Source organism: Micromonospora sp. CA-248260 (genome assembly GCF_050942205.1).
Taxonomy (GTDB): domain Bacteria; phylum Actinomycetota; class Actinomycetes; order Mycobacteriales; family Micromonosporaceae; genus Micromonospora; species Micromonospora antibiotica.
Genome location: NZ_CP192021.1, coordinates 5,732,770 through 5,759,748, shown reverse-complemented (window position 1 = coordinate 5,759,748; position 26,979 = coordinate 5,732,770). Strand labels below are relative to the sequence as shown.

General features: G+C 72.6%; 26 protein-coding genes and 1 tRNA gene. 12 read left to right on the top strand and 15 right to left on the bottom strand.

From position 1 onward, the window contains the following. Positions 1–25: 25 nt before the first annotated feature. Positions 26–1,129 (bottom strand): 3-deoxy-7-phosphoheptulonate synthase, encoded by a 1,104-nt coding sequence (locus tag ACQP2H_RS24795; RefSeq protein WP_208568481.1) that lies wholly within the window; start codon positions 1,127–1,129, stop codon positions 26–28. A gap of 313 nt (positions 1,130–1,442) precedes the next feature. On the opposite strand from ACQP2H_RS24795, the gene ACQP2H_RS24790 reads away from it, so the two are divergent. The 9 genes from ACQP2H_RS24790 to ACQP2H_RS24750 all read left to right on the top strand — a co-directional run bounded on the left by ACQP2H_RS24790 (position 1,443) and on the right by ACQP2H_RS24750 (position 11,249). Further along, complete coding sequence (locus ACQP2H_RS24790) at positions 1,443–2,600, top strand: alkaline phosphatase PhoX (RefSeq protein ID WP_433229070.1); 1,158 nt, start codon at positions 1,443–1,445, stop codon at positions 2,598–2,600. Positions 2,601–2,654: 54 nt separating this feature from the next. After that, positions 2,655–2,924 carry a hypothetical protein gene (locus ACQP2H_RS24785; protein WP_307799436.1) on the top strand — a complete coding sequence of 90 codons (270 nt, stop codon included), beginning with the start codon at positions 2,655–2,657 and terminating at the stop codon, positions 2,922–2,924. A gap of 313 nt (positions 2,925–3,237) precedes the next feature. Beyond that, positions 3,238–4,530, top strand: a complete 1,293-nt coding sequence (locus tag ACQP2H_RS24780; protein WP_219464381.1) for a M16 family metallopeptidase — start codon at positions 3,238–3,240, stop codon at positions 4,528–4,530. Then, a complete protein-coding gene (locus ACQP2H_RS24775; protein ID WP_219464380.1) occupies positions 4,527–5,873 on the top strand; it encodes a M16 family metallopeptidase in 1,347 nt (448 codons plus the stop codon). Before ACQP2H_RS24780 ends, ACQP2H_RS24775 begins: the two co-directional genes overlap by 4 nt. A gap of 317 nt (positions 5,874–6,190) precedes the next feature. Continuing rightward, the gene (locus ACQP2H_RS24770; RefSeq protein WP_219464379.1) at positions 6,191–7,216 is read left to right on the top strand and encodes an aspartate-semialdehyde dehydrogenase; all 1,026 of its coding nucleotides are present in this window, start codon (positions 6,191–6,193) and stop codon (positions 7,214–7,216) included. 124 nt (positions 7,217–7,340) lie between these two features. Beyond that, positions 7,341–7,757 carry a CBS domain-containing protein gene (locus ACQP2H_RS24765; protein WP_363823062.1) on the top strand — a complete coding sequence of 139 codons (417 nt, stop codon included), beginning with the start codon at positions 7,341–7,343 and terminating at the stop codon, positions 7,755–7,757. Between the two features lie 216 nt (positions 7,758–7,973). Beyond that, positions 7,974–8,345 (top strand): SCP2 sterol-binding domain-containing protein, encoded by a 372-nt coding sequence (locus ACQP2H_RS24760; RefSeq protein ID WP_208568487.1) that lies wholly within the window; start codon positions 7,974–7,976, stop codon positions 8,343–8,345. After that, entirely contained in the window at positions 8,345–10,405 is a 2,061-nt protein-coding gene (locus ACQP2H_RS24755; protein ID WP_357534938.1) for an amylo-alpha-1,6-glucosidase, read from the top strand. The genes ACQP2H_RS24760 and ACQP2H_RS24755 overlap by 1 nt, the downstream gene beginning before the upstream one ends. 94 nt (positions 10,406–10,499) lie before the next feature. Continuing rightward, positions 10,500–11,249, top strand: coding sequence for a lysophospholipid acyltransferase family protein (locus ACQP2H_RS24750; RefSeq protein WP_219464374.1), 750 nt, complete (start codon positions 10,500–10,502; stop codon positions 11,247–11,249). 872 nt (positions 11,250–12,121) lie between these two features. On the opposite strand, the gene ACQP2H_RS24745 is transcribed toward ACQP2H_RS24750, so the two are convergent. From ACQP2H_RS24745 to ACQP2H_RS24710, 8 genes are all read right to left on the bottom strand, one after another. Beyond that, the gene (locus ACQP2H_RS24745) at positions 12,122–12,844 is read right to left on the bottom strand and encodes a hypothetical protein (protein ID WP_208570426.1); all 723 of its coding nucleotides are present in this window, start codon (positions 12,842–12,844) and stop codon (positions 12,122–12,124) included. 75 nt (positions 12,845–12,919) lie between these two features. Further along, positions 12,920–13,636, bottom strand: coding sequence for a response regulator (locus tag ACQP2H_RS24740; protein ID WP_208570427.1), 717 nt, complete (start codon positions 13,634–13,636; stop codon positions 12,920–12,922). Then, positions 13,606–14,868, bottom strand: coding sequence for a hypothetical protein (locus tag ACQP2H_RS24735; protein ID WP_433229067.1), 1,263 nt, complete (start codon positions 14,866–14,868; stop codon positions 13,606–13,608). The genes ACQP2H_RS24740 and ACQP2H_RS24735 overlap by 31 nt, the downstream gene beginning before the upstream one ends. After that, entirely contained in the window at positions 14,858–16,051 is a 1,194-nt protein-coding gene (locus ACQP2H_RS24730) for a sensor histidine kinase (protein ID WP_357534933.1), read from the bottom strand. Before ACQP2H_RS24730 ends, ACQP2H_RS24735 begins: the two co-directional genes overlap by 11 nt. Before the next feature lie 155 nt (positions 16,052–16,206). Next, on the bottom strand, positions 16,207–17,040 hold the full coding sequence (locus tag ACQP2H_RS24725) for an alpha/beta fold hydrolase (protein ID WP_433229065.1): 834 nt from the start codon (positions 17,038–17,040) through the stop codon (positions 16,207–16,209). Between the two features lie 25 nt (positions 17,041–17,065). Continuing rightward, positions 17,066–17,605 (bottom strand): DUF4240 domain-containing protein, encoded by a 540-nt coding sequence (locus ACQP2H_RS24720; protein WP_219464366.1) that lies wholly within the window; start codon positions 17,603–17,605, stop codon positions 17,066–17,068. Positions 17,606–17,708: 103 nt separating this feature from the next. Then, entirely contained in the window at positions 17,709–17,906 is a 198-nt protein-coding gene (locus ACQP2H_RS24715) for a DUF397 domain-containing protein (protein ID WP_219464365.1), read from the bottom strand. Between the two features lie 60 nt (positions 17,907–17,966). Beyond that, the gene (locus ACQP2H_RS24710; RefSeq protein WP_219464364.1) at positions 17,967–18,191 is read right to left on the bottom strand and encodes a winged helix-turn-helix domain-containing protein; all 225 of its coding nucleotides are present in this window, start codon (positions 18,189–18,191) and stop codon (positions 17,967–17,969) included. 417 nt (positions 18,192–18,608) lie between these two features. Between ACQP2H_RS24710 and ACQP2H_RS24705 the strand changes: the two genes are divergently transcribed. Further along, positions 18,609–18,962, top strand: a complete 354-nt coding sequence (locus ACQP2H_RS24705; protein WP_357535261.1) for a hypothetical protein — start codon at positions 18,609–18,611, stop codon at positions 18,960–18,962. Positions 18,963–19,009: 47 nt separating this feature from the next. Here ACQP2H_RS24705 and ACQP2H_RS24700 read toward each other — a convergent pair whose 3' ends face one another. Continuing rightward, a complete protein-coding gene (locus tag ACQP2H_RS24700; protein ID WP_433229062.1) occupies positions 19,010–19,963 on the bottom strand; it encodes a ketopantoate reductase family protein in 954 nt (317 codons plus the stop codon). Positions 19,964–20,040: 77 nt separating this feature from the next. Here ACQP2H_RS24700 and ACQP2H_RS24695 point away from each other — a divergent pair, with 77 nt between their 5' ends. Further along, positions 20,041–20,652: a TetR/AcrR family transcriptional regulator gene (locus ACQP2H_RS24695; RefSeq protein ID WP_433229061.1), complete on the top strand. Its 612-nt coding sequence runs from the start codon at positions 20,041–20,043 to the stop codon at positions 20,650–20,652. Positions 20,653–20,755: 103 nt separating this feature from the next. Here the strand turns inward: ACQP2H_RS24695 and ACQP2H_RS24690 are convergent, their stop codons facing one another. From ACQP2H_RS24690 to ACQP2H_RS24680, 3 genes are all read right to left on the bottom strand, one after another. After that, the gene (locus ACQP2H_RS24690) at positions 20,756–22,177 is read right to left on the bottom strand and encodes a hypothetical protein (RefSeq protein WP_433229059.1); all 1,422 of its coding nucleotides are present in this window, start codon (positions 22,175–22,177) and stop codon (positions 20,756–20,758) included. 269 nt (positions 22,178–22,446) lie between these two features. After that, complete coding sequence (locus ACQP2H_RS24685) at positions 22,447–24,015, bottom strand: ArnT family glycosyltransferase (RefSeq protein ID WP_433229058.1); 1,569 nt, start codon at positions 24,013–24,015, stop codon at positions 22,447–22,449. 305 nt (positions 24,016–24,320) lie between these two features. Then, a tRNA-Arg gene (locus ACQP2H_RS24680) sits at positions 24,321–24,393 on the bottom strand. 150 nt (positions 24,394–24,543) lie between these two features. On the opposite strand from ACQP2H_RS24680, the gene ACQP2H_RS24675 reads away from it, so the two are divergent. Continuing rightward, positions 24,544–25,227: a hypothetical protein gene (locus ACQP2H_RS24675; RefSeq protein WP_219464358.1), complete on the top strand. Its 684-nt coding sequence runs from the start codon at positions 24,544–24,546 to the stop codon at positions 25,225–25,227. A 17-nt stretch (positions 25,228–25,244) separates the two neighbouring features. Here ACQP2H_RS24675 and ACQP2H_RS24670 read toward each other — a convergent pair whose 3' ends face one another. Then, complete coding sequence (locus ACQP2H_RS24670) at positions 25,245–26,237, bottom strand: alpha/beta hydrolase (protein WP_357534923.1); 993 nt, start codon at positions 26,235–26,237, stop codon at positions 25,245–25,247. Between the two features lie 127 nt (positions 26,238–26,364). Next, on the bottom strand, positions 26,365–26,793 hold the full coding sequence (locus tag ACQP2H_RS24665) for an HPF/RaiA family ribosome-associated protein (protein WP_219464356.1): 429 nt from the start codon (positions 26,791–26,793) through the stop codon (positions 26,365–26,367). Positions 26,794–26,979 lie beyond the last annotated feature (186 nt).

Below are 26,979 nucleotides of genomic sequence, written 5' to 3'. Positions count from 1 at the left end.
CCCGGGGCCGAAACGGTCAAACCCGTCAGGCCGGGGTGGGCAGGGTGGCCCGGCGGGCCCGGACGGCGGCCCCGAGGTGCTCCAGCACCTCCGCGGTGGTGTCCCAGTCGATGCAGGCGTCGGTGACCGACCGGCCGTAGGTCAGCTCCCGGGTCGGGTCCAGGTCCTGGCGGCCCTCCAGCAGGAAACTCTCCAACATGATGCCGACGATGCCGCGCTGACCGGCGGCGAGCTGGGCGGCCACGTCGGCGGCCACCCTCGGCTGGTTGCGGTGGTCCTTGCCGCTGTTGGCGTGGCTGGCGTCGACCACCAGCCGCTCCGGCAGCCCGGCCGCCCGCAGCAGGTCCAACGCCCCGGCCACCGACTCGGCGTCGTAGTTGGGTCGGCCCCCGCCGCCGCGCAGCACCAGGTGCCCGTCGGCGTTGCCCCGGGTGTGCATGATCGCCGGGGTGCCGGAGACGTCGATGCCGGGGAAGACGTGCGGCACCCCGGCGGCCCGGATCGCGTCCACGGCGGTGCCGATGCTGCCGTCGGGGCGGTTCTTCATACCGATCGGCATGGACAGGCCGGAGGCGAGCTGCCGGTGCACCTGGCTCTCCACCGTCCGGGCCCCGATCGCGCCCCAGGCCACCGTGTCGGCGATGTACTGCGGGGTGATCGGGTCGAGGAACTCGCAGCCCACCGGCAGCCCCAACCGGACCACGTCGCGCAGCAGCGCCCGCGCGGTACGCAGGCCGGTGTTCACGTCGCCGGAACCGTCAAGCGCCGGATCGTTGATCAGGCCCTTCCAACCCACCGTGGAACGCGGCTTCTCGAAGTAGACCCGCATCACCACCAGCAGATCGTCGGCGTGCCGGTCGGCAGCCTCGCGCAGCAGGTGCGCGTACTCCAGTGCCGCCGCCGGGTCGTGCACCGAGCACGGGCCGACCACCACCAGCAGCCGGTCGTCGGCCCGGTCCAGCACCCGGCCGACGTCACGCCGACCGGCCAGCACGGCCGAGGCCAGCGGCGGGTCCAGGGGCAGCTCGTGCAGGAGCAGGGCGGGGGTGGTCAGCGGCACGACACGGTCGATCCGCTGGTCGATGACCGCGCCGTTGTCCGGGGTGGGCCCGTTGTCCGGGGTCGTCACGGTGGGAGTCCTTCCGCCGACCGTGCCCGGGGCCGGTGCCCGGGTCGAGCCGGCTGCTCGTAAACAGAAGGGCAGGAAGCTCAAGGCTCCTGCCCGGCCGGCTCGAAACGCGGTGACGTCAGCTCATGGTGAGGTCACCGGCTCCGCAGCCGGCTGCCTAAACCATCGATACGTACGCGTCACGCCGGCAAGCGTACCCGAGGCGGAGGCAAGGACTCATCCGCCCGTCGGCCAACCCTCGTCTGACGTTCATCTCCGGCACTGCCACCGTCGGTAACTTCGGCGGCACCGCTCGCATCCCCCGGAGGTTCCGATGGACCGTCGTACCGTCCTGCGCGCCACCGTCGCCGGTGGGGCCGCCGCCTTCGCCGGCAGCCTCTGGTCCGGCGCCGCGTCCGCCGCACCGGCCCAGCCCGGCACCGGCCCCTACGGGCCGCTCGGCAGCGCCGACGGCAACGGCCTCCAACTCCCCGCCGGCTTCACCAGCCGGGTGATCGCCCGCTCCCGGCAGACGGTGCCGGGCACCTCGTACGCCTGGCATCCCGCGCCCGACGGCGGCGCCTGCTTCGCCGCCGGCACCGGCTGGATCTACGTCTCCAACTCGGAGGTCACCCCCAGCGGCGGCGCGTCGGCGGTGCGGTTCGCCGCCGACGGCACGGTCACCTCCGCGTACCGCATCCTGTCCGGCACCAACCAGAACTGCGCCGGTGGCGCGACCCCGTGGGGCACCTGGCTGTCCTGCGAGGAGACCAGCCGGGGCTTCGTCTACGAGACCTACCCGCAGGGCGGCACCGCCGCGGTGCAGCGCCCCGCGCTGGGCCGGTTCAAACACGAGGCGGCGGCGGCCGACCCGGTCCGCCAGGTGATCTACCTGACCGAGGACGAGACCGACGGCTGCTTCTACCGGTTCCGCCCCACCGTCTGGGGTGACCTCTCCGCCGGCACCCTGGAGGTGCTGGTCGCCGGCACCGCCACCAGCGGCCCGGTGAGCTGGGCCCGGGTACCCGACCCGGACGGCTCGCCGACGGCCACCCGCAACCAGGTCGCCGGGGCGAAGCGGTTCACCGGCGGCGAGGGCTGCTGGTACGCCGACGGCACCTGCTGGTTCACCACCAAGGGCGACAACCGGGTCTGGGCGTACGACGCGGTCGGCCAGCGCATCGACCTCGCGTACGACGACTCGCTGGTGACCGGCGGCGCCGCCCCGCTGACCGGGGTGGACAACATCACCGGCACCCGCTCCGGTGACCTCTACGTCGCCGAGGACGGCGGCAACATGGAGATCAACCTGATCACCCCGAGCGGGGTGGTGACGCCGTTCCTGCGGATCACCGGGCAGTCCTCCTCGGAGATCACCGGGCCGGCGTTCTCCCCCGACGGCAGCCGGCTCTACTTCTCCTCCCAGCGCGGCACGGCCGGCATCTCCGCCGGTGGCATCACCTACGAGGTGCGCGGCCCGTTCCGTTCCTGACCACACCCACCCCCGCCCCGCCTCCCGGGTGGCATGTGTGAAGGTTCGTTGCGGGTGGGGGAGTTTGTGGCGTGGCGGGGGCGTCGATGGGGTATCGACATCGACATGATGACCCACGAGCAGAGCGACCAGGAACGGGTGGAGTCCCGGGCCCACCTGCTGCCCGAGGAGGCGGCGGTCGGCAGCGACGACCCGCAGGCCCAGGCCGAGGCGATCCTCGCCGAGTCGGATCTCCGCGAGGCCGACCAGGGGGCCGCCCCCGACACGGTGCTGGAACACCGCACCTCCGAAGAGACCGTCCCCCCGATCGAACCCCCCGACTGACCCGTCCGACTGACCCGCCCCGCCCCGGCCGCTGCCCTGTTCCTGTCCACGGCTCACCAGTCCAGTCCCGTCCTGATCCATTCCGTATCGCGCTGGCCCGTTCCAGTCCCGTCCTGATCGGAAGCGGGATGGCCGGGGCGAGGGGCGGCCGGGCGGTCAGGAGCGGGATGGCCGGGGTGCGGGGCGGCGGGGGCGAGGGCGGTCGGGCAAGAGATGGTCAGGGCAAGAGGTGGTCAGGAGTGGGGTGGCGGCGCGGCGTGGCCGGGTGACGACACGTCGCCATCGCGACCTGGAGATCGGATAGCGTCGGGTCATGCCCGACAGCGGTTACCCCTGGCCCATCGAGACGACCCGACTGGACAACGGCCTGCGCGTGGTGGTGAGCGAGGACCGCACCGCCCCGGCGGTCGCGGTCAACCTCTGGTACGACGTGGGCTCCCGCCACGAGCCGGCGGGCCAGACCGGCTTCGCCCACCTCTTCGAGCACCTGATGTTCGAGGGCTCGGTCAACGTCGCCAAGACCGAACACATGAAACTGATCCAGGGTTCCGGTGGCTCACTCAACGCCACCACCAACCCGGACCGCACGAACTACTTCGAGACCGTCCCGGCCGAGCACCTGGAACTGGCCCTGTGGCTGGAGGCCGACCGGATGGGCGGGCTGGTCCCCGCGCTGACCCAGCACACCCTGGACAACCAGCGGGACGTGGTCAAGAACGAGCGTCGACAGCGCTACGAGAACGTCCCGTACGGCGACGCGTGGCTGCGGCTGCTCCCGCTGCTCTATCCGCCGGGGCACCCTTACCACCACGCGACGATCGGGTCGATGGCCGATCTGAACGCCGCCGACCTGGCCACCTTCCAGGCGTTCCACCAGACCTACTACGCGCCGGACAACGCCGTGCTCACCGTGGTCGGCGACGCCACCGCCGCCGAGGTGTTCGCGCTGGCGCAGCGGTACTTCGGGGCGATCCCGGCCCGTGGGGACATCCCCGCCGCGCCGGACGGCCACACCGTCGCCCGCACCGGTCGGCCCGCCGTCGAGACGGTCACCGCCGAGGTACCGGCCGCCCGGGTGTACGTCGCGCACCGCACCCACCCGTTCGGCAGCCCCGGCTACGACGTGGCCACGGTGGCCGCCACCGTGCTCGGCAGCGGCCGGGGCAGCCGGCTCTACCAGCGGCTCGCCGACGGCGAACGGCTCGCCCAACCGGACCTGGTCGGCGCGTACGGGGTGGATCTGGCGCACGCCCCGGCACCGGTGATCGCCACCGCCACCGCCCGCCCCGGGGTGAGCGCGCAACGGCTCGCCGCAGGGGTCGCCGAGGTGGTCGACGAACTCGCCACCGTGCCGGTCACCGCCACCGAGCTGGACCGGGCCAAGGCGCTGCTCAGCACCGCGTGGTGGCGGCAGATGGCCACGGTGGACGGCCGGGCCGACGCCCTCGGCCGGTACGCCACCCAGTTCGGCGACCCGGCGAAGACCGCCGACCGGCTGCCCGGCTGGCTGTCGGTGACCGCCGGGCAGATCGCCGAGCTGGCCGCCGACCTGTTCACCCCCACCGACCGGGTGACCCTGACCTACCTGCCGGAGGAGACCTCATGACGCTGATCACCACCCGGCCGGGCCCGGGCACCGCCCGCCCGTACCGGTTCCCGACGGTGGTCCGGCGGGACGTCGCCGGTGGCCGGGTGGTCGCCGCGCACCTGCCCGGCCAGAATCTCGCCGTGGCGCTGCTGCTGCTCGACGCGGGCGCCGGCCGGGAACCGGTGGGCAAGGAGGGGCTCGGCGCGGTGCTGGCCAAGGCGTTGGAGGAGGGCACCGCGCACCGGGACGCCACCGGTTTCGCGCTGGCCGTCGAGGGCCTCGGCACCGAACTGGCCACCGGCCTGGACTGGGACACCTTCCAGGTCAGCGTGCAGGTGCCGGTGGACCGGCTCGGCGCGGCCGTGGAGTTGCTCGCCGAGGCGGTGCGGACGCCCCGGCTCGACCCGGACGACGTGCGTCGGGTCCGCGACGACGAGGCGACCGCGTTGCGGATGGACTGGGCCAACCCCGGCCCGCGCGCCGACGCGGTGTTGCGCGCCGACCTGTTCGGTGCGCAGCACCGGTGGGGCCGTCCGCTGTACGGCGACCCCGACTCGGTGGCCGGACTGGACGTGGAGGACGTCACCGTCTTCCACTCCGAGTGGTTCCTGCGCCCCGGCACCCTGGTCGTCGCCGGTGACCTGGACCGGCTCGACCTGGACGCGTTGGGCGCGGCGGCCTTCGCCGGCACCGGCGGCGGTCCCGTCGAGCGGGGCGGCCCGATCGAGGTGCCGTTGCCCACCGGCCGGCGGATCATCCTGGTGGACCGGCCCGGGTCGGTGCAGTCCACGCTGCGGCTGGGGCACCCGGCGCCGCACCGCGCCCACCCCGACCACGTGCCGATGACGCTCGCCGGCACCGTGCTGGGTGGGGCGTTCACCTCCCGGCTCAACCACCTGATCCGCGAGGTACGCGGCTACACGTACGGCATCCGGGGCGACTTCGCCTCGTCCCGCCGGTTCGGCCGGTTCGCGGTCAGCTCCGGGGTGCAGACGGCGGTGACCGCGCCGGCCCTGGTCGAGGCGGTCGGCGAGATCACCCGTACCCGGGTGGGTGGGGTGACCGAGGACGAGCTGGCGGTGGCCCGGTCCTGGCGGGCGGGCCAGCTCTCGGTCGAGTTGCAGAGCCCGCGGGCGATCGCCTCGGCGTTGACCACCCTGGTCGTGCACGACCTGCCCGACGACTACCACGCCCGGTTGCGGGAGGCGTTGCTCGCCGCCGACGTGGCGCAGGTCTCCGCGGCTGCCGCCACCCACCTGCACCCGGAGGCGTTGACCCTGGTCATCGAGGGCGACGCGGCACTGATCCGCGACGAACTGGTCGCCTCCGGCCTCGGCGAGGTGACCGACCACGCCGGTTGACCGGCGTCCGGCGGGGTGAACGGCCATGCCGGTGGGATGGCGTCCGGCGGGTGCGTGGCCACGGGGGTGAGGACCGGGTGGTGCCCGGGGCGGTGTGATTCCGGTCGCGTCGCCCCGGGCCGGCCGGGCCCGGCCGGCGGCGCGGATGCTGCGGCCGGACGGCCCGGTCGCGGCCGATCCTGCGGGAGTTCGGGGCGTACCGTCGGGTGGTTTGCGGTCCGGTGGCCGGCCGGGGCGGCGGCCCGACAGGCGGGCGGCGATCCGGGCGGTGGGAAACGTTTCCCGCCGTGGGCCTGCGGCTGGGTAGCCTCGCGGGCATGAGGATCGGCATTGTGGGAGCCACCGGCCAGGTCGGTGGGGTCATGCGGCAGGTGCTGGCGGAACGCGAGTTCCCGGCGGAGCAGGTGCGGTTGTTCGCCTCGGCCCGGTCGGCCGGGCGCACTCTGCCCTGGCGGGACGGCGAGGTCGCGGTGGAGGACGCGGCGACCGCCGACTACTCCGGGTTGGACATCGTGCTCTTCTCCGCCGGCAAGGGCACCGCGAAGGAGTTGGCCCCCCGGGTCGCCGCTACCGGCGCGGTGGTGATCGACAACTCGTCGGCGTTCCGCACCGACCCGCAGGTGCCGCTGGTCGTCGCCGAGGTCAACCCGCACGCGCTCGCCGACCGGCCGAAGGGCATCGTCGCCAACCCGAACTGCACCACGATGGCCGCGATGCCGGTGCTGCGCCCGCTGCACGACGAGGCCGGGCTGATCAGCCTGGTCGTCGCCACCTACCAGGCGGTCTCCGGGGCCGGCCTGGCCGGGGTCGCCGAGCTGGACGAGCAGGTCCGCAAGGTCGTCGAGGGGGCCACCGCACTGGCCCACGACGGGTCTGCCGTGGAGTTCCCCGCGCCGCGCTCCTTCGCCCGGCCGATCGCCTTCAACGTGCTCCCGCTGGCCGGTTCGATCGTCGACGACGGCTCGTTCGAGACCGACGAGGAGCAGAAGCTGCGCAACGAGAGCCGCAAGATCCTGGAGATCCCCGAGCTGAAGGTCTCCGGCACCTGCGTCCGGGTGCCCGTGTTCACCGGCCACTCGTTGCAGATCAACGCCCGGTTCGCCCGGCCGATCACCCCGCAGCGGGCCCGGGAGCTGCTCGACGGTGCGCCCGGGGTGGCCCTGTCGGACATCCCGACGCCGTTGCAGGCGGCCGGCCAGGACCCGACCTTCGTCGGCCGGCTGCGCGCCGACGAGACCGTCGAGCACGGCCTCGCGCTGTTCTGCGCCAACGACAACCTGCGCAAGGGTGCCGCGTTGAACGCGGTGCAGCTCGCCGAGCTGGTCGCCGCCGAGCTGCGTTGACGGTCGCCGGGCTGCGCTGATGGTCGCCGGGCTGGACTGACGGCTGCCGGGCTGCGCTGAGCGGGGTGTTACCTGCTCGGGGCCGGCGGGTAGACCGCCGTGCCGACACCGAGAGGGGAGCACCATGACAACGGTCGGAGAGTTCATGACGACCCGGTTGGTGACGATGGACGGCAACGACACCCTCGCCGCCGCCGCGCAGGAGATGCGGGACAGCGCCATCGGTGACGTGGTGGTGACCAGGGGTGACGATGTGGTGGGGATCGTGACGGACCGGGACATCACGGTCCGGGGGGTGGCCCAGGATCTGGACCCGAACCGGGCCCGGCTCAGCGAGATCACCAGCCGGGACGTGATCACGGTCAGCCAGTACGACGACGCGGTCGCCGCCGCCGACCTGATGCGCACCTACGCCGTACGCCGGCTGCCGGTGGTGGACGACGGTCGGCTGGTGGGCCTGGTGTCGATGGGTGATCTCGCGGTGGAGCGGGAACCCCAGTCGGTGCTCGCGGACATCAGCGCCGACGACCCCAACAACTGACCTGCCGCCACGGCCACGACGCCGGGCCCCCGGGAACCTCCGGGGGCCCGGCGTCGTCGCTGTCTGCGGGTGCCGCTGGCCGCCCTCCGCCGGGTGGGGCCGGGCCGGCCGCCGGGCGGGCGGGTCCTCACCCGATCCGGGCGAGGTTGGCGGCGGGCCCGGCGGGCACCCGGTGCGGGTACTGGCAGGCGCATGGACGACGGGGGAGAGGGCCCGATGGTGGACGCGACCACGAGGTTCTTCGAGAGCCTGGACCGGCGGGAGCACGAGCCGCTGCTGAACAAGGCGGTCGGGACGCTGCGCTTCGATCTGCACGAGGGGGCGCAGACCACCCACTGGCTGCTCCGGGTGGACCGGGGAGACCTGACGGTCAGCCAGGAGGACCGGGAGGCGGACACCGTCGTCGGCACCACTCCGGCGCTGTTCGAGGAGATGGCCGCCGGCCGGGAGAACGGACTGGCGGCGGTGCTGCGCGGCGACATGACGGTGACCGGTGACGCCCGGCTGGTGGTCCAGATCGAGCGGATCTTCCCCGGCTCCCCGGACGCCCGGGGGCCCCGCGGCCGCCACCAGCGGGAGGTGCGGTGATGGGACAGAGCAACACGATCCGGATCCTGGACGGCAACACGTTCGTCGTCTCGGAGGAGACCGGTGACATCGAGGCGACGCCGAGCGAGCCGACCGGCCTGTTCTCCCTGGACATGCGGTTCCTGTCCCGCTGGGTGCTGACGGTCAACGGGGAACGACTCAACGCGCTGTCCTACGACGACCTCCAGTACTACGAGGCGCGGTTCTTCCTGGTGCCCGGGATGGCCACCCACTACGTCGACGCCAAGCTGTCGATCATCCGGGAACGCGCGGTCGGCGGTAGCTTCCGCGAACAGTTGACCATCCTCAACCACGACGAGAAGGCGGTCGACCTGGAGGTCCGGATGGACGCCGGGGCCGACTTCGCGGATCTCTTCCAGGTCAAGGACGAGATCCTCAACAAGAAGGGCGAGTTGTACGCCGAGGCCGAGTCCGACCGGCTGCGATTGGGCTACCGGCGGGGCAACTTCGTGCGGGAGACGGTCATCTCGTCGTCCCGGCCGGCCCGATACGACCGCAACGGTTTCGTGTACTCGGTGCACCTGGAGCCCAACGAGCAGTGGAACGCCGAGATCGACGTGCAGACCTTCGCGCTCGGCCCCGGGGGCCGGGACCTGCGGCTGGGGGTGACGGCGCACGGCCACGAGCGGCTCGCCCTCCAGCACGACCTGGAGGAGTGGATCGCCAAGGCACCCAAGGTCAACAGCGAGCACGACAAGTTGGCCGCCATCTACCGGCGCAGCCTGGTCGACCTGGCGGCGCTGCGGTTCGCGCCGCTGTCGCTGGGCGGCCAGACCCTGCCCGCCGCCGGCCTGCCCTGGTTCATGACCATGTTCGGGCGGGACAGCATCCTGACCTGCCTACAGGTGCTGCCGTTCGCCCCGGAACTGTCCAAGACCACGCTGCGCATCCTGGCGTCGCTGCAGGGCAGCCGGTTCGACGACTTCCGCGACGAGGACCCGGGCCGCATCCTGCACGAGATGCGCTACGGCGAGACGGCCGCGTTCGAGGAGCAGCCGCACTCGCCCTATTACGGCTCGGTGGACGCCACCCCGCTGTTCGTGGTGCTGCTCGACGAGTACGAGCGGTGGAGCGGGGACGCCGCGCTGGTCCGGGAGCTGGAACGGGAGTGCCGGGCTGCGTTGAGGTGGATCGACGACTACGCCGACCTGGCCGGCAACGGCTACATCTGGTACGAGCGGCGCAACACCGAGACCGGCCTGGAGAACCAGTGCTGGAAGGACTCCTGGGACTCCATCTCGTACGCCGACGGCAGCCTGCCGCCGTTCCCCCGGGCCACCTGCGAGGTGCAGGGCTACGCGTACGACGCGAAGGTGCGGGCGGCCCGGATGGCCCGGGAGTTCTGGGGTGACCCGGCGTTCGCCGACCGGCTGGAGCAGGAGGCGGCGGCGCTGAAGGAACGCTTCAACCGGGACTGGTGGGTGGCCGACGGGGAGTACTACGCGCTGGCCCTGGACCCGGACGGCCGACAGTGCGACGTGCTCAGCTCCAACATCGGGCACCTGCTGTGGAGCGGGATCGTCGACCACGACCGGGCCGAGAAGATCGCCGAGCACATGGTCGGGCCCCGGCTGTTCACCGGGTGGGGGGTGCGGACCCTCGCCGAGGGGGAGGTGCGGTACAACCCGATCGGCTACCACAACGGCACGATCTGGCCGTTCGACAACTCCTTCATCGCCTGGGGCCTGCGCCGGTACGGCTTCGCCGAGGAGGCCGCCACCATCGCCAGCGGCATCCTCGACGCGGCCACCTACTTCGACGGGCGGCTGCCCGAGGCGTTCGGCGGCTACCCCCGGGAGCAGACCAAGTTCCCGGTCGAGTACCCGACGGCGTGCAGCCCGCAGGCCTGGTCGACGGGGGCGCCGCTGCTGCTGCTGCGCACCATGCTCGGGTTGGAGCCGCACGAGGGGCACCTGGCGGTGGAGCCGGTGCTGCCGGTCGGGATGGGCCGCATCGAGGTGTTGGACATCCCGGGTCGCTGGGGGCGGGTGGACGCCTTCGCCCGGGGCCGCCTCGACCTGGACAGGCTGGCCGACTGACCGGGGTTGCGCCCGTCGGCCGGGGTCGGCCGGGGGTCCCGCTGCGGCGGCTCCGTCCGACGGTCGCGCAACCCTCGCGGGGTAAAGTCACCGGATGCCGGAACTCGTGTACCCGCCCGTGATCACCGCCGCCAAGACGCTGTTCCGGGTCCTCGACCTGCGCCTGACCGTCGACGGGAACCACCACGTCCCCCGGACCGGTGGGGTGGTGCTGGCCAGCAACCACGTCAGTTACCTCGACTTCATCTTCTGCGGGTACGGGGCGCACGCCTCCCGGCGGTTGGTGCGGTTCATGGCCAAGCACGAGGTCTTCGCGCACAAGGTCTCCGGCCCGCTGATGCGCGGCATGAAGCACATTCCGGTCAACCGGTCGGCGGGCGTCGGCTCGTACAACACGGCGGTGGACGCGCTGCGTCGCGGCGAGGCGGTCGGTCTCTTCCCGGAGGGCACGATCAGCCGCTCGTTCACCGTCAAGGAGCTCAAGAGCGGGGCGGCCCGGATGGCGCAGGCGGCGGAGGTGCCGCTGGTGCCGGTGGCGCTGTGGGGCACCCAGCGGCTGTGGACCAAGGGGCGGCCGAAGACCCTGACCCGGCGGCACACCCCGATCACCATCCTGCTCGGTGAGCCGATGGACCCGGGTGCGTACCCGGACGCCAACACGATGACGGCGGAGCTGAAGACCCGGCTGTCAGCGTTGGTCGACCGGGCCCAGCAGGAGTACCCGGACAAGCCGTCCGGCCCGGACGACACCTGGTGGCAGCCGGCCCACCTGGGCGGGACCGCGCCCAACCCGCAGGAGGCCGCCGAACTGGACCGCCGCCCCCGCCGCTCGACCGCCTCCTGACTGCCGGTCGCCTTCCCTGCCCGGTCTCCCCGCCGCTCGGCCGGTCGTCCTGCCCCTCGACCCTTCCCTGACGGCTGTCCTGGCCGTCCTTCCGGCCGGCGTTCGGGTGGGCCTCGTGCGCTGCCGCTGCCGCTGCCGCTGCCGCAGGCGCGGGCGCGGGCGCGGTGCGGGCGGTGCTGGGGGCGGTGCGGACATTCCGGGCGGACGGAGGTCGGCGGGTCGGGGGGAGAGGGTGGTGTTCGCGTCCTTTCGAGCTGATGACGTCAGCGATTCAGTCATGACCGACCGACCCGACCGACCCGACCGACCCGACCGACCCGGCCGACCCGGCCGACTGGTCCCGGCCTGGTCGGTCCGGACAACCCGGGTCGCTGGGCGGACCTTGCCGGGCCGGACTACCCGGTTCGCTGGTCCCGGCCTGGCCGGGCCGGACAACCTGGCTCGCTGGGCCGACCTGGCCGGGTTGGTCGACGCGGCTGGCGGGTTCCGACCCGGCCAGGTTGGTCGACGCGGTGGCTCGACATCTGTGGGGGAAGCCGATACACGCCCCACCACTGAGAGCTTTGCGACGCAACCGCCGCCCGCCGGTCCGGTACCCGGGGGACGGGCATCGTCGGCGATTCGTCAACGTCATCAGGTCGAAAGGACGCTGAGAGGTACACCTACCGGCCGTCCCGGCCAGGCAGATGGGCCAGATCCAGGCCCGGTCCAGCCCAGCCCAGGCCCAGCCCGGGCCCACAGCAGGCCCAGCCCGGGCCCACAGCAGGCCCAGCCCGGGCCCACAGCAGGCCCAGCCCGGGCCCACAGCAGGCCCAGCCCGGGCCCACAGCAGGCCCAGACCAGGCCCACAGCAGGCCCAGGTCAGGGTGGGGTCAGCTGCCGACCGCGTCCTTGCCGGCCCGTTCCGGGACGCGGTAGTAGTCCTCGCGGGACAGGAACTCCACCGGCAGTGATCCGGGCAGGGTCACCCGCCCCTCGCCGGTCACGGGTGCGGCGGTGGCCCGCCGGATCAGCACGTCCCGCTCCGGGGGCGCCAACTCCACCAGCTCGGGTCGGGTGACCCGGAAGCAGGCCACCGTCCGGCGGATCAGCCGGGCCAGTTCGGTCACCGTGCCGACCGTGCCGCCCAGCGCCAGGGCCGGCTGCTGGATCGTACGCAGCGCGTCGCAGACCACCAGCAGTTCCGCCTCCGCAGTGGCGTCCTGGGTGGGGCCGGTCGTCCGCAGCTCCAGCCGGGACGGCCACTGCCAGCGGATCTGTCCGCTGACCAGGCGGGGCAGCCGGACGTTGCGCCGGTGCCGGACACCCGTCGAGTCGATCTTCCCGGCGACCAGGGCCAGGTCACCGGCGAGGCAGACGTAGGCGAGCCGGCGGTCGGTGACGGTGACCGAGGCGGGGGCGGGGAGCACCCAGTGCCCCCGGGCCCCGGTCGGGCTGACCAGGCAGCCGGCCACCGACGTCGGATAGCGGCCGAGCACCCGTTCGCCGGGTTCCGGGACCAGCTCGTAACGGCGGTCGAGCACCGGGGCGGCGTCGTCCTCCGGTGCGTCGAACCGGTGTGGCGCGATGAAGAACGGGGACTTGTCCTCGCGCATGGTCACGACCTCCCCCGCGCAGTGGTCTTCGGGCGTTCAGCCTTGTCGACCCCTGGTGTGCTGTCATGACACCCGTTAGGGGGTCGGCCGGTCGTACGACGCCTGTGACCGGTAGATGCCGATCTCCTCCGGCCGGACGAGGCCGTCCTCGATCGCCCGGGCCAGTAACGCGGCCTTCGTGGCGGCTGGTCGGCCCGCCCGGGTGTACTTGATCCGTGCCCGGTCCACATATTGTTTGACGGTGTGCTCGCTGATCTGCATCCGGCGGGCCACCGACGCCTTCGACATCGACTGGAACCACAGCAGCAGCGCTTCCCGTTCCTTGTCCGACAGGGCCGGTCGGTCCGGGCGCGGATCGCCCACCATCGCCCCGGCCAGCGCCGGCGGCACGTACGGGCGGTCGCTGGCGGCGGCCAGCACCGTCGCCACGCAGTGTTCCCGCCCCTCGTGCTTGGCCAGGAACGCGGTCGCCCCGGCGTCGAGCACGGCGAGCATGGTCGCCGGGTCGGTGTGCTCGGAGTAGACCACCACCCGTCGGCCGGCGGCGCTCAGCTCGGCCAGCTTGTCGAGCATCATCCGCCCGTGCAGTCGCAGATCCAGCAGGATCACGTCGGCCTCCGGCGCGGCCCGCAGCACCAGGTCCGGGTCGTCGCCGGTGGCGAGCACCCGCAGTCGGGGCTCGGTGGTCAGCCAGGCCCGGACCCCGTCGATCACCACCGGATGGTCGTCGACGATCGACACCCCGATCGGGGCTTCCCCGCTCATGGCCGACGCCATCGGGTCTGCGTCCACCTGATCTCCCCGTCCCGTTCGAGTACGTGTTCCACCTGCTCGCCCACCGGGTCGGCTGGCGCATCGACGGCCGCTGGACCGTTAACGTCCGGCGTCACCAGACTGATCACCACCTCCTGTGGGTTGGCCACCACCGTCAGCCGGGCCCAGCGGGTGGCGTCGGCGAGCGCGGCGGCCAGCGGGTCGGCCAGCCGTCGGCGGATCTCGACCGGCAGGGGTGGCGGCGTGCCGATGGCGATCAACTCGATCGGCAGCCCGTTGCGTTCGGCCAGGTCGGCGGCGGCCCGCAGCTCGTGCAGCAGCGGGTCCGGCACGTCGTCGGACTCGGCGATCAGCCGACGCAGCCGGGTCGCGGCGAGCACGCACCGGCGTTGCACGAGCGGGTCGGTCGGGTCGGCGCGGCCGTCGGCCAACTCCGCCAGCACCTGTTCGGCGGCCCCGCCGACCAGCGCCAGCCGGGCCCGCCGGTCCGCCCAGGCCCGTTCGGCGGCGTCCCGCTCGGCGCGGACGGCGAAGGTCGCCGTGGCGGTGTCGGCGCGTTCCCGGGCGAGGGTGGCGATCACCGCGGCCCCGGTGAAGACCGCCACCGGCAGCGACGAGGTGCCGTAGACGTACATCGCGTAGCGGGTCAGGTCGGCGGGGGCGGTCGCCCCGTCACCGACCAGCGCGGTGAGCGCGATCACCGCGTGCCCGGCCAGCAGGACGATCATCCAGCGGATCCGCCGGCCCCACAGCACCACCACGAAGAACCAGGCCAGCCCCGTCCACGCCCAGTTCGCGGCGGCGAAGAGCTGCTCGCGGCCGGCCGCCGCGAAGACCGCCGCGTCGACCACCAGCAGGGCCGCCGCCAGTGGCAGCGCCGGTGGCAGCAGGCCGTGCAGCAGCCGGTGCGCGGCGTACCAGCCGATGGCGCAGGCGGCCAGCCAACCCGCCGCCACCACCGTGGGGGCGGCCAGCGTGGGCCAGGCGCCGAGCACCGCCGGTAGCCCGATCGCGACGTGCCACACCAGGGCGATGGCGACCGCCGCGATCCGGGCCCCCCGGTCCGAGGCACGGGCCACGTCGACCGCCGGGCCGTCGGCCGCCGCCGGGTCCGTCGCCCTCTGCTCCGGCCGGGGTACGCGGGCCGAGGCGGTCGTGCCGAGGTCAGTCGTGCCGAGTTCGGTCGTGCCGAGTTCGGTCGTGCCGAGGTCAGTCGCGCCGAGACCGGTCGCGTTGAGGTCAGTCGACATGCGGCCACTCCAGCGTGATCCGGGTGCCCATGCCAGGGGCGGAAGTCACCACCGCCCGGCCACCGACCTCGGCCATCCGGCCCCGGATCGACTCGCGTACCCCGTACCGGTGCAGGGGGATGGTGGCCGGGTCGAAACCGGGACCGTCGTCGACCACCTCGACCACGATGCCGCCGTGGCTGCGGCCCAGCCGCACGGTTACGGTGGCGTCCGGCGCGTGCCGGGCCACGTTGGCCAGCGCGGCGGCGGTGGCGTCGACGAGGGCGGCGGTCACCCCGGCGGGTGCCGCGCAGGGCGGCAGCGTGGCGGTCACCCGCAACTGCGGGTGGGTGGCGAGCAGCGCGCGCAGGCCGGCGTCGGCGTCGACCGGGCCGGCGTCGGTCGGATCGCCCACCGGGCCGGCCCGGGCGTGCGCGAGGCCGACCAGGGTACGCAGGTCGGCGGCGGCACGGTCGCGTAACGCCGCCGAGCCGGCCGGTAGGGCACCCAATCCGACCATGGTGAGCGTGGCCAGGACGGTGTCGTGCAGGTCCCGGTTCTGCCGCCGTTCGACCTCGCGGGCCGTGCGGGCCAGCACCACGTGCCGGCGCAGGCGCTGGAAGTCGGCGAAAGCGGTGTCGGCGCGGCCGATCCAGCGGCGCATCACCGCCGCCATCATCGCCGTGCAGGCCGTCTGCATGAGCAGGGTCGCCGCGTGCGCGCCGGCCTCGACGGTGTTGCCGGCGGCCGAGGTGCCGGCCGCGTATCCGGCGGTGACCAGCAGGCCGGCCGGCACCGACCAGCGGGCCGGCGCGGTGGCCTGCGCGTTGATCACGGTGGTGCTGGCCAGCACGGCGAGCCAGCTACCCTCGCCGGGCAGCACCTCCGGGGCGACCAGCAGCGGGGCCAGCAGGCTTGCCGCGACGGTGAACGTGACGTCCCCGGCGACGAGCCCCGGGCCGATGCCGACCCGCAGGGCGCGCGCCGAATACCACAGCGACCAGCCGGTGAGTGCGGCCACGGCGGCCAGCAGCAGCGGCACCCGCACCGGTGGGGTACGCACCGCCAGCGCGGTCACCGCACCGAACAGCCCGCAGGTCAGCCGCAGCAGCGCCGGCAGGGTGGTGAAGATGAGCTGGAGCGCGCCACCGGCCGGCCGGTCCAGCAACGACGGTGACGAGGTCGGAGCGGGCAGGGCCGACATCGGAGGGAGTGCGTCCTTCGGGCGGTGACCCGTCCGGGTCTGCTCGGCGGTGCATCGACGCCGGAGAATAACATGAGCAGCTCTAACTGTTCACCTTTGGTGTGCGGCGTGTCGCGTTGCGTTCGGTGAACATGTCGGTCAGCATCCGGTGCCGATCAGCGGCGGAGCCACTCCAGGGCGGCCGGCGCACCACCCAGCACCGACAGGTGCCCGTCGTCGTCGGTGATCCGCAGCTCGGCCGCCGGGCAGACCCCGGCCAACCAGCGGCTGTGGCTGGCCGGCACCACCCGGTCGCGCCCGCCGTGCAGCAGCAGCACCGGGACGGTCACCCGGGCCGGGTCGAAACCCCACGGGGTGACGTAGGCGAGGTCGTCGTCGACCAGGCCGTCCGGGCCGCCCCGCACCGCCGGACCCACCACCTCTTCGAGCCAGGCCCACGGCCCGGCCAGGGTGTCCAGGTCGGCCGGGGTGAACTCCGGGTCGTAGTCGGTGTCGGACGCCGCGTGCCGCTCCTTGACCGCCCGGCCCTGGGTGGCGGCCCGCAGTGACTCCTGCCCGGACGGCGTCATCCCGGCGAACCAGTCGAGCCCGGCCGCACCATAGGGGGCGAGGCCGGCGACGGCGACGACGGCGACCACCCGGTCGGGGTGCAACGCGCCGCTGGCCAGCGCGTGCGGTGCCCCGCCGGAGTGACCCACCGTGGCGTACCGGGGCAGGCCCAGCACGTCGGCGACCCGGGCGACGTCACCGGCGGCCGAGGCCACGTCCCGCCCGGGGCGTCGGGTCGAACCGCCGTAACCGGGCCGGTCGTAGGACACCCAGCGCAGGCCGAGCCGGTCGGCGGCGGCGAACAGCGGTGCCGGCGGTGCGCCGATGTTGGGGGTGCCGTGGTGCCAGACGACCGGCAGCCGGCCGGTGCCGTCGTCGCCGGTGTCGTAGACGTGCAGGGTGCCGCCGTCGGGCAGCGGCACGTCACGCTCGGTCAGCACGACGACTCCTCGACGGGTGGGCGGCTCACCGGTCGGCCCAGCCGGTCGGGTTCATGCAGGACTCCCGGGAAATGCCGGAGCCGGTTTGGGGCGACCCGCCGAAGCGCTGCTGGTGCAGGCGGGCGAAGAAGTAGCCCATGCCCTGGAGGTAGCCGTCGGGCAACGCCCAGGTCGGGTCGGCCCGGACCGCCTCGTAGAACTCCCGCCCGAGCGCCACCACGTGGCCCCGGCCATAGAGGAAGCCGTCGTCGGAACCGTCGATCACCGCGTGCACGTCGGCCCGGTCGATGTCGTACAGCTTGCGTTCGACGACCCGGTCGAGGGCGGTCAGCTCGGGACCGGACAGGTCGGCGCAGAGCTGGCCCAGCTGGTCGAGGAAGGCGTCCAGCCAGCCGTCGATCGCGTACACGCTGTCGTCGTCGGCGGCCCGGTCGCGGGTGAGCAGCGCCCGGCGCAGCGCGGCCGGCTCGGGGCCGAGCCGCTCCCAGGCGGCCTCCACCAGGCCCCAGAACCGGGCCTCCTCCTCGGCCGTGGGCAGCCGGTTCGCGGTTTCCGTGTCGCTCATGAGCAGCACCGTAGCGGGCCGCACCGACGTTCTCCGGGCATCCCCGCGTGCAGGTGCTGCGGACGTCGGGGCCGCCCACCCGGGCGGGCGGCCCCGCGAGCGTTCAGCGTGGTCCGCGAGGTACCGCGCGGACGAAGGTGGACCAGGCGGCCGGGGTGAACCGTAACGCCGGGCCGGACTGGTCCTTGCTGTCCCGTACGCCGATCAGGCCGGGCAGGTTGTCGGCCACCTCGACGCAGTCGCCGCCGCTCCCGCCGCTGCGGGTGCTCTTGCGCCAGACGGCCCCGGCCAGGTCAGTCATGCTCGCTCCTCGATGATCGTCCCCGGCGACAGTAGGGGTACGCGCTCGCATAGCTGGGGCCTACTTGCTTCCTGTCACGTAGACCCCACGCCCGGGTTGGCCCACGACCAGGTCACGGTCGTGCAGGAGCGAGACGGCGCGGTATGCGGTGGCCACACTGACGTCGAACTGTTCGGCAAGCTCGCTGGTGCTGGGCAGCTTCGTTCCCGGTGTGAGCTCGCCGCTCTTGATCTTCGTGGTCAGCGTGTCGGCGATGCGTCGGTATTCGGCAGGTGCAGAGGGCATGGTTTCGGTCCCTTGGTTCGGCCCTGCCATCTGACCACGAGCCGACCAACGTCAGCAAGTGATGCAAGACAGTCACGCGATGGGCCGGATCCACCGTGACGACTACCTGTTGACCGCCGCAGTGACGTTGGCCAGCCGACACCGACCGGTCTGGAGTTGGCGGCGCTGGCGCAGGGTGTGCCACTGCGGCGCGGAACTACCCTGCCGGGCGTGGTGCCACGTTTCGATCAGCCGGGCGGGCCGGCCTGCTGCCGGTGAGCTGCCGTTGCTGGTCCGGTCGGCGTGGGAGTGCCTGGACCGGCACCGGCGCGGTCGCTGCGGGAGGTGCGCCGAGACCGGGTTCTGTCCGTTGGTGGAGGCCGCCCGTGGTCGGATCAGGCAGTGGCGCAGGTTCCGGCACGTCTGGGGACGGCGGTGATCGCCCCACCGCCGAAGGCGGGTGACCTGGTGGTCGTCGGCCGGGCGGCCAGTGTGCAGTTTGTCGCGCCGATCACCTGCCGGGTCATTCGGGTGCTGGACTGGATCACCTACGACGGATGGTGCTGGCTCGACGTCTACCAACTGGACGCGAAGGGGGACGCGGTGGCCCGGCGGTCGATCTTCGTACAGCCGGCGGGGTTGCAGGTGTCGCGGCCCGCGCCGACGCCCCGGACCCCGAGCCCGGCGGGGAGGGCGTCGAACGTGCGGCGGGGGCCTCGGCCGGCAGGGGTGCCGCCGGTGCCGCGTCGGGCGGACCCCGGGGCGTCGGACGACCGGTCGTGGGTGACGTGATCACTGTCGGAGGTGACGTGCGGTCAGGGAGTCGTGGGTGACGGGTGTCAGGGGGTCGTCGTGGCGGCGAAGTAGGGCTCGGCCGCCTCCAGCCGGGGCACCCGCACACCCAGCCGGCGTGCCTCCGCCAGGGTGTCGCGGCAGACCGCGCGCAGCTCCTCGGGGTTGGCGTGCGCCTGCGTCACCCGGCGCATCGGCGGGAAATGCCCCATCAGCCAGGACATGGCCGGTGCCGCCAGCCAGAGAGGCGCGGTGAAAGGCAGCAACTCGCCGCGGTGCCGCCGCAGATCGACGCCCTGGGCCTCGACGAGCGGCAGCAGCTCGCGGGTGGCGAGGATCGCCTCGCTGATGTCCCCGGTGGTCAGACCGGACAGTGAGCCCCGCCGCAGGCTCTGCGTGTGCAGGCCGGCGTTCTGGACGAAGTGGACCGACAGCCAGCCACGGAAGTCGGAATTCTCCCGGACCCTGAACCCTGCTCCCCGGAACACCTGGCGGACGGCCCGCTCGCGGTCGGTCGGCGGCCGGTCGAGCGTGCCGAGGAAGACCACCGGCAGCAGGGACGCGCGCAGCACGCCGTCGTCGCCGAAACCGCCGCCGGCTCCAGGAAAGCCCCAGGCCAGCTGGTCGGCGGGGAGGTGTGCCGTCGCGGTCGACGGCTCGACCCACAGGTTGTTGAAGACGAGCACCGTGGCCCCGCCCACCCGGGGCCCGAGGAAGGCCGCCGCCTCGGCGAAGTTGTAGTGCTGCACGCTCAGCACGATCAGGTCGAAGTCGTGGTCGGGCTCCAACGTGTCGCGGTAGCGCACCGGCCACGTCTCGACGACCCGCCGACCCCAGGGCCGCCGCCGGGCGTCGAGCAGGTCGAGGTCGATCGCTTCCCCGTACGCCGCCGCCCGGCCCGGCCGGACGTAGAACTCGACGTGGTGCCCGGCCCGTTCCAGGGCCCATCCGTAGGTCGCGCTGATCACGCCCCGGCCGAACATCAAGATCTTCACGCGCACCTCAAGGGCTATAATCGGAGGCCATCTCCACTTCCAAAATATGGAGACAGTCTCCACTTGTCAACGCGAGGCCCCACATGACCGACGCCAAACCGCTGCGTGCCGACGCCAAACCGCCGCGCGCGGACGCCAAGCCGCTGCGTGCCGACGCCCGTCGCAACCGTGACGCCCTGATCGCCAGGGCCCGCGCACTCTTCGCCGACGGCTGCTTCGACCTGCGCTTCGACGACTTCGCCAAGCTGGCCGGGGTCGGCACCGGCACGCTCTACCGGCACTTCCCCACCCGGGAGGCCCTGGCCGAAGCGGTCTACCGGGAGGAACTCGGCGCGATGTGCGACCGGGCCCGGGAGTTGCAGGCCACCCTCCCCGCCGACGAGGCGCTGGCGTCCTTCCTGCGGGGTTTCGTGGCGCACCTGCACGCCCACGAGGGCCTCGCCCGTACCCTCTCCACGCTGATGGCCACCCACTCAGGCGTGCTGGCCGAGGGCGCCGAGGCTCTGGGCCGGGCCGTCGCCGACCTGCTGGCCGCCGCCGTCCGGGCCGGGACCGCCCGCGACGACGTGGGAGCCGGCGCGATCATGATGGCCCTCCAGGGCGTCTGCGCGGCCTACGGCCACCCCGCCTACCGACCTGACGCGGACGGGGTGATCACCCTCGTCCTCGCCGGCCTGCGCCCACCGGCGCGATGAGTGCGGCCCGCGCCCCTACCGCTGGTGGCGGGGGAACGCGGGCCGCACAGGAGGCCGGGGCGGGGTACGGGACGCTCGTGGCTGCCCGTACCCCGCCGATGGCTCAGGTGTCGTAGCGGCAGGTGCCGCTGGTGTTCGCCGTGCAGTCGTTGAGCTGGAGGCTGTCCAGGTTGATGGCCTGGTTGCCGGTGGTCGACTGGGTCGGCACGTTCACCGTGATCCGCACGCTGGCGGCGTTCGCCGGGGCGGTGGCGGTCGTCCGGTACTCCAGCCAGTTGCTGGCGAGCGTCTCGGTCGCCCCGGTGCTGGTCGACAGCAGGGTGCCGCCCGAGTTGTACCAGGCGAGCTGGAGTTGGGTGTTGACCGCCACGCCACTGCGCAACCGGGTGAACAACTTGTACGTCCGGCCGGCGGTGACCGTTGCCCGGTTCGTCAGCGAGATCGACGACGTGTTGGACGGCCCGGTGTAGGTGTTGAGCTGGACCGACCGGCGGCCGTCGAAGTAGGTGCAGGAGTTCGTCGAGATGCCGCAGGCGGGCGTCACCTGGTGCCAGCCGCCCGACGTGGTGAACGTCGACGTGCTGCTGCTCGGGGTGGCGGCCTCGACGGTGCGCTGTTCGGCGGTGAGCAGGTCGTTGTTCGCGCCCACGTCGCAGCAGACCGGGGCGGTCAGCATCGGATGGTTCGCGACGTTCACCTTCGCCGTCGACGGGCTCGGGTCGATGTAGAAGCTGGCCGACAGCTCACTCGGGTCGTAGTAGCTGCGGAACCCCGGGTCGGTGTTCCAGTTGTCCCACCAGCCGTACATGATGTCGGGGACGTAGGAGGCCCCCGTCTCGGCCATCCAGGCGTGCCCCGCGCCGAGGACGTGCAGCAGTTCGTGCCCGGCGACACCGGTGGTCCACGACTCGGTGACCGCCGAGCAGTGCACGCCGCTGGAGTTGCCGCCGGTCGGGCACTGGTAGGCGTCCGAGTTCGACGCGAAATCGGTGAAGACCAGGTAGATCCGGTTGCTGTCCTGGTATCCGGCGGAGACCAGGTCGCTGCGGACGGTGCTGGCGGGGGTGTTCGGGTTCGCCCCGGCGTCGATCTTCTCGGGGACGACCAGGGAGCGGGCGTAGCCGGCGTACGTGCTGGTGTCGTACCCGGTGCGGCAGCTGAAGTTGTAGTGCTGGTCGTAGTTGGTCGACTCGTCGAGCGCCCAGTCGATCCGGTCCACCACCTTGGCGATGTACTCGACGTTGGCCTCGTAGTTGTTGCCGACGCCGTCGTGCCAGGCGTAGATCACCTGGACGGCGGGGGTCGCCCCCGTCGGTGCGGCCGGGTTGGCGACGGTGGACTGGCAGCCGCGCTTGGGCACGGTGGGCATGCTCGGTTGCGCGTACGGCTGGGCCGCCTCGGTGCCTGGCCCCCAGGCCAGGGCAGCGGTGGGGGTGGAGACCACCGCGAGAGCGGTGGCCAGGGCGGCGGTGACGACGGCGGTGAGGGTACGCGGCCGTCGGGTCCGGAACGGGGACCGGGGCAAGGGTGCTCCTCGATTGGTGGGGACACTGCCGGTGGGCAGCGCTTTCCATCCAAACCGAGTGGCATGACATACATCAATGTAAATGAATGGTGAGCAAGGTCATTCCCAGGTCCTGGGTAGATGCTTGTCCTGGCGCACATAACGTGCAGTGAGCAACCGGTCACGATGGGCGTCGGCGGCGGAGTCGACTCACGCGGGCCACCCCGACCTGCCCGATCTTCGACCACCGCTCCGCGGGGCGGTGGATTCCCACCCGCGAGGCGTTGCTGTCAGCCGCGCTCCGGCCGCTGGCGGCAGAGGTACACGTCGTAGCCGCCGAGCTCGTACCGAGAAACCACGTCGACGCCGAGCGCCTGGGTGGACCGGGCGAAGTTGACCGACATCGCGCCCGACGAGGGAAGGACGTAGGCCACCCGAGCGGACCCACGGACCTGGTCCCGGTACGGTCGGTACCGATCGAGACCGGGCGACAGGTCCTCATCGAGGACGGCGCACCGCACCTGCTCCCGACTGCGGTAAGCGAGCCGGTTGCACGTCCAGTACCCGGAATAGACATGGCTGACGCCGGCCGTTCGCAGACCGTCCACAAGCCGCTGTTCGTCGTCGGCCTGAGCGGCGTAGTCGGACCGGTGGGCGATCAACTGCCCGGTGGCGACCGACAGACCGACGAAGAACGCACCAGCGAGTGCGATACAACCAGCGGCCAGGAATGCACCGCCCAGGCTCGGGCCGGTCACCCGTCGTCGGATTCCACCATGGTCGCCAGAGGTGCCGGACCCCACCCTGGCGACCACGGAGGCCGCACCGACCCACAACGGCCAGAGAACGGCTGGCAGCGACACCAGCCCATAGTGGAGGTAGCGGGCACTCTCGACGGGGGTCATCGCCGACGAGGAACTCGCGACATACGCGGCGAGGGTCATCGCGGCACCGGCGACGAGCGCCAGCCGGCCGGCGTGCACACGACGTTCACCGCCGTCGGCGCGACGAAATGCGGCGACCGCGACGGCCGTTGCCGCCACCAGCAGGACAAGATAGGTCGGCCCCCACCACAGTTGCCAGGTGGCACAGTGGCTCGGCGCACACAACCCGGAGCTGAGCGGTAGGCCGACCAGGACCGCGCCGTGCAACCTGTCCGACCAGGCGGCCGGCTCGGTCGCACCACTCAGGGAAAGCAACACCGAAAACGAATCGGGACGGTCCAGGCGAAGGTTGAACACGATCAGTGGCGCCGCGCCGAGGAGGAATCCACAGACCGCCAGGGACACCCGACGTAGCGTCATCCCCGCCCGTCCCACCCATGCCACGAGCAGGACGGCGGCGGCAACGTACGGCAGGGCGAGCCAGTGGGTCCAGACGATGTAGCCGGCCAACCCGCCCCACACGACGAGCATCGTCCTCGGCTTCTCCGGCCGCAGGACCAGCAGTGCGGACGCCAGCATGAGGCCGGCGACGGCGGTGGCGACGTCGGAATAGCCGCCGGCGCCGATGATCTGATCTTTCACCACCCGATCAGACCCGAACGCCAAGACTCCCGTGACGAAGACGGCGAACCAGGAAGAATAAAGGGTACGCGTCAACCGGAAAACGAGGAGGAGGAACACGGCGTACATGACGAGTGCCGGCAGCCGGAGGGTCCACCAGTGCGTGCCGAACACCTGCACCAACGGAGCCGCAAGATAGGAATAGAAGGTGCCCATGTAGTCCTGGCCGTAAAAGAAGGTCGGCCAATCCCGGCCTTCTCCGATGTGCAGAGCGGCCAGGCCGGCGGTGCCCTCGTCGCTGTTGGCCGGCGGGACGTCCACAGCTATCAGAATCGCCCGGTAGACGACACCCACAAGGCCGAGAATTGCTGCCGTCCAACATGGAAGCGACTTCCGCAGGCGAATCCCCGCAGTGGCTCCCACTACCGTGTCTCCTGCGTTCCCCACCCGCCCGACGGGATTGTTGCTTTCCGCCAGCTTTGCCACGGCCCCCCTTTCCGAGCGGCGTCCACATCCCCATCGGGCCGTACCGGGCGATTCTGCCACAGCGTGCGGCGGGCACCGGCCGCTGCGGAGCGGTTGTCGTTGGCCTGCCCGGCCGGGCCGCAAAGGTGGGCGGTGGCTGCGACGCGCCCCATCGACTGAGGGAGGAGTATCTGTGCGCCCGGCAGGATTCGAACCTGCGGCCTTGGGATTAGAAGTCCCCTGCTCTATCCGCTGAGCTACGGGCGCGCGGCGTACGTGTCGCGCCAAGAGGGTACCGCCGACCCCCTGCCATCCGGGGGCACGGGTCGCGTCCGGACAGGCGTGATCAGCGTCGCACGACACCCCCCATCCGGGCACCCGGCTTCCGGCCGGCGCGTCGGCCCGTACCCTCGGTCCGTGCTGCTGGAACCGGACACCGAGAACGAGGTCGCCTACGAGCTGTGCCAGCTCCTGGGTCGGGCCATCCTGCCGGTCCATACGGCAGGTGACCCGGGCACGGCCTTCTTCCTCGACCACCCCGGGGGCGGTTTCCTGCTGACCGCCGACGTGGTCGCCGCGCAGGCGCGGTGGCTCGGCCTGCGGCCCAGCGTCACGGAGCCGACCGGCACGGCCGGGGAGTCGCTGACGCTTACGGACCTGCCGGCGCGGTGGGTGCGCGATGCCCGGCTCGGGGTGGCCGTCCTGCCGGCCGCCGCCCTGCACGGGTTCGCCGCCGGGCAGGGCTGGCGGTGGCGGGTGCAGCCGGTGCCGGCCGCGGTCGCCGTCCGGGCGGACGACCTGGCCGGCTTCGGTGCCGGGCCGGTCACCGCGATCGTGCTGGCCCTCGGCGTCGGCGTCGACGGCGCCCGACCGCTGGAGGTCGCCGTCGAGCGTGCCGTCCGCGACGGCGACGCGCTGCGCATCGCCGCCGCCCTCCCCGCCGGCTACGTCGGCGCCCCCGTCTTCGGGGTACGCCCCGACGCCGACGGGGAGATCGGCCTGCGCTGCCTCGGCGTGGTCCTGCCCGGGGACGGTGCACCCGGGGACGGGCATCCGGTGGCGACCCTCGACCGCGTGCTAGCCGCCCTCCCCGCCACCTGACCCGCCGCCGCGCCCGCCTAACCAGGCGGCGTGGTCGTCGACCCGGCCGCGGAAGGCGTCGGGCCGGCACCGAGGAACGCGTCGGCCCAGCGACCGACCTCGGTGAAGACCTGCTCGCGGACGGCGGGGCCGGACAGCACCAGGTCGTGCTTGCCGCCGTCGAAGCGGGTGACGGTGACGTGCCGGCCGAGTCGGGGCGCCCAGCGGACCATGTGTTCCACGTCCAGCACCGCGTCGGCCAGCGCCGCCGAGTCGTGCCAGCGGGTGCCCCGGAAACTCCGGGTCGAGCAGGCCACCAGTACCGGGATGGGGATGTCCAGCCCGGCGCGGAGCTGCCGTTGGGCGGTACGGATCGCGGTCAGCCAGCCGGCCCGGACGGGGAACCCGGCGAGCGGCTTCCAGGCCAGGTCGTACGTCCACTCGCCGCGATGCTCGGCGTGCAGGCTCTCGCCGTACACGGTGCCCAGGCCGAAGGGGAGGATGCGGTGCGGCGCGCGACGGCCCAGCCGGGCGACGGCCGCCGCGAGGGGTCGACGGACCACCCAGGGGGCGTTGAGGTCGAAGAAGGGGCTGTTGAGGACGAGCCCGTCGACTCTGCCGGCGTCGCGGCGGGCGTGCGCCCAGAGCGAGATGATCAGGCCGCCGGTGGAGTGGCCCATGGCGAGCAGGGTGTCGTGCCCGTCCTCGTCGCGGATGATCTTCGCGGCGGCGTCCAGCTCGGGGAAGTAGTCGCTCAGGTCGCGGCAGAAGTTCGGGGTCTGGTGGGGTAGCAGGCTGCGGCCGTACTTGCGCAGGTCGAGGGCGTAGAAGTCCCAACCGCGCTCGGCGTAGAAGTCGGCCAGGTGGGTCTGGAAGAAGTAGTCGACGAAGCCGTGCACGTAGAGCACCGCACGCCTGGTCGGGCGCTCGGCACGCCGCCGGACCAGCGTCGCGACCACCGGCCCCTCGTCGTCGGTGCCCAGGTCGATCGTCTGCCGCTCGTACGGCGGCCCCAGCACGTCCTGTTCCACGACCGCGACGCTACGCCCGCCGACTACCCGGCGGTAGCCCCGGTGCCGGGGTGGCCGAACCCCACGTCGACGCGACGGGTCGCCCCCGCCTGGCGTAACGCCTGGGCAGGGGCGACCCGGTGACCGGTCAGGCGGTTTCGGCGTCCACCCGGTGGGTGTCGTTGTCGGCGTCGAGGTCCGGCAGCGGCGCGGGGACGGGCTGGGCCATCTCCCGGATGTGCTTGTTGTGCCGGGGCTCCTGCTTGGTCTTGGCGTCGTTGAGCTTGCGGCGCAGGTCGTCCCGGGCGTCGTTGAGGGCGGCCCGCAGATCCTCCTCGCTCGACGTGGTGACGATCTTCTGCCGACCGGCGATCCAGCACTCCAGGGTGACCTTCTGCCCGCGCGCCTCCCGGTCCTTGACCGACACCTCCAGCTCGGTGGCGTCGGCGTGGAAGGCGGCCAGCCGGGCGTCCAGGGTGCCGAACTGCTCGACGATCCAGTTCCGGTCGCCCTGGGAGAAGCCCGCGCCCATCCGCAGGCACTCGGCCACGGTCGCCGGGTTCGTCACCGCGCTCATCGCCGCACCTCCCGCTCGGTGCGGACGGAACCGGTGGTACGGAGCGGGGTCCGAATCATCAGCACTGCCTTTCTCTTCGGACGTCGTGCCTGGTGGTACCTGGTTGATCAACTCATTACCCAGTCGGGGTCGACCTCACTCCGGGTAACGCCGTCTTCTCGGTGTCGTTGTCGCTCGATGCCGGTC

Bases quoted from the DNA above. Each gene is read 5' to 3' on its own strand.
- ACQP2H_RS24775 (WP_219464380.1), top strand. From the start codon at position 4,527: ATGACGCTGATCACCACCCGGCCGGGCCCGGGCACCGCCCGCCCGTAC.
- ACQP2H_RS24790 (WP_433229070.1), top strand. From the start codon at position 1,443: ATGGACCGTCGTACCGTCCTGCGCGCCACCGTCGCCGGTGGGGCCGCC.
- ACQP2H_RS24695 (WP_433229061.1), top strand. From the start codon at position 20,041: ATGACCGACGCCAAACCGCTGCGTGCCGACGCCAAACCGCCGCGCGCG.
- ACQP2H_RS24665 (WP_219464356.1), bottom strand. From the start codon at position 26,793: ATGAGCGCGGTGACGAACCCGGCGACCGTGGCCGAGTGCCTGCGGATG.
- ACQP2H_RS24760 (WP_208568487.1), top strand. From the start codon at position 7,974: ATGGTGGACGCGACCACGAGGTTCTTCGAGAGCCTGGACCGGCGGGAG.
- ACQP2H_RS24710 (WP_219464364.1), bottom strand. From the start codon at position 18,191: ATGCCCTCTGCACCTGCCGAATACCGACGCATCGCCGACACGCTGACC.
- ACQP2H_RS24715 (WP_219464365.1), bottom strand. From the start codon at position 17,906: ATGACTGACCTGGCCGGGGCCGTCTGGCGCAAGAGCACCCGCAGCGGC.
- ACQP2H_RS24720 (WP_219464366.1), bottom strand. From the start codon at position 17,605: ATGAGCGACACGGAAACCGCGAACCGGCTGCCCACGGCCGAGGAGGAG.
- ACQP2H_RS24755 (WP_357534938.1), top strand. From the start codon at position 8,345: ATGGGACAGAGCAACACGATCCGGATCCTGGACGGCAACACGTTCGTC.
- ACQP2H_RS24730 (WP_357534933.1), bottom strand. From the start codon at position 16,051: ATGTCGGCCCTGCCCGCTCCGACCTCGTCACCGTCGTTGCTGGACCGG.
- ACQP2H_RS24735 (WP_433229067.1), bottom strand. From the start codon at position 14,868: ATGTCGACTGACCTCAACGCGACCGGTCTCGGCGCGACTGACCTCGGC.
- ACQP2H_RS24780 (WP_219464381.1), top strand. From the start codon at position 3,238: ATGCCCGACAGCGGTTACCCCTGGCCCATCGAGACGACCCGACTGGAC.
- ACQP2H_RS24745 (WP_208570426.1), bottom strand. From the start codon at position 12,844: ATGCGCGAGGACAAGTCCCCGTTCTTCATCGCGCCACACCGGTTCGAC.
- ACQP2H_RS24770 (WP_219464379.1), top strand. From the start codon at position 6,191: ATGAGGATCGGCATTGTGGGAGCCACCGGCCAGGTCGGTGGGGTCATG.
- ACQP2H_RS24750 (WP_219464374.1), top strand. From the start codon at position 10,500: ATGCCGGAACTCGTGTACCCGCCCGTGATCACCGCCGCCAAGACGCTG.
- ACQP2H_RS24765 (WP_363823062.1), top strand. From the start codon at position 7,341: ATGACAACGGTCGGAGAGTTCATGACGACCCGGTTGGTGACGATGGAC.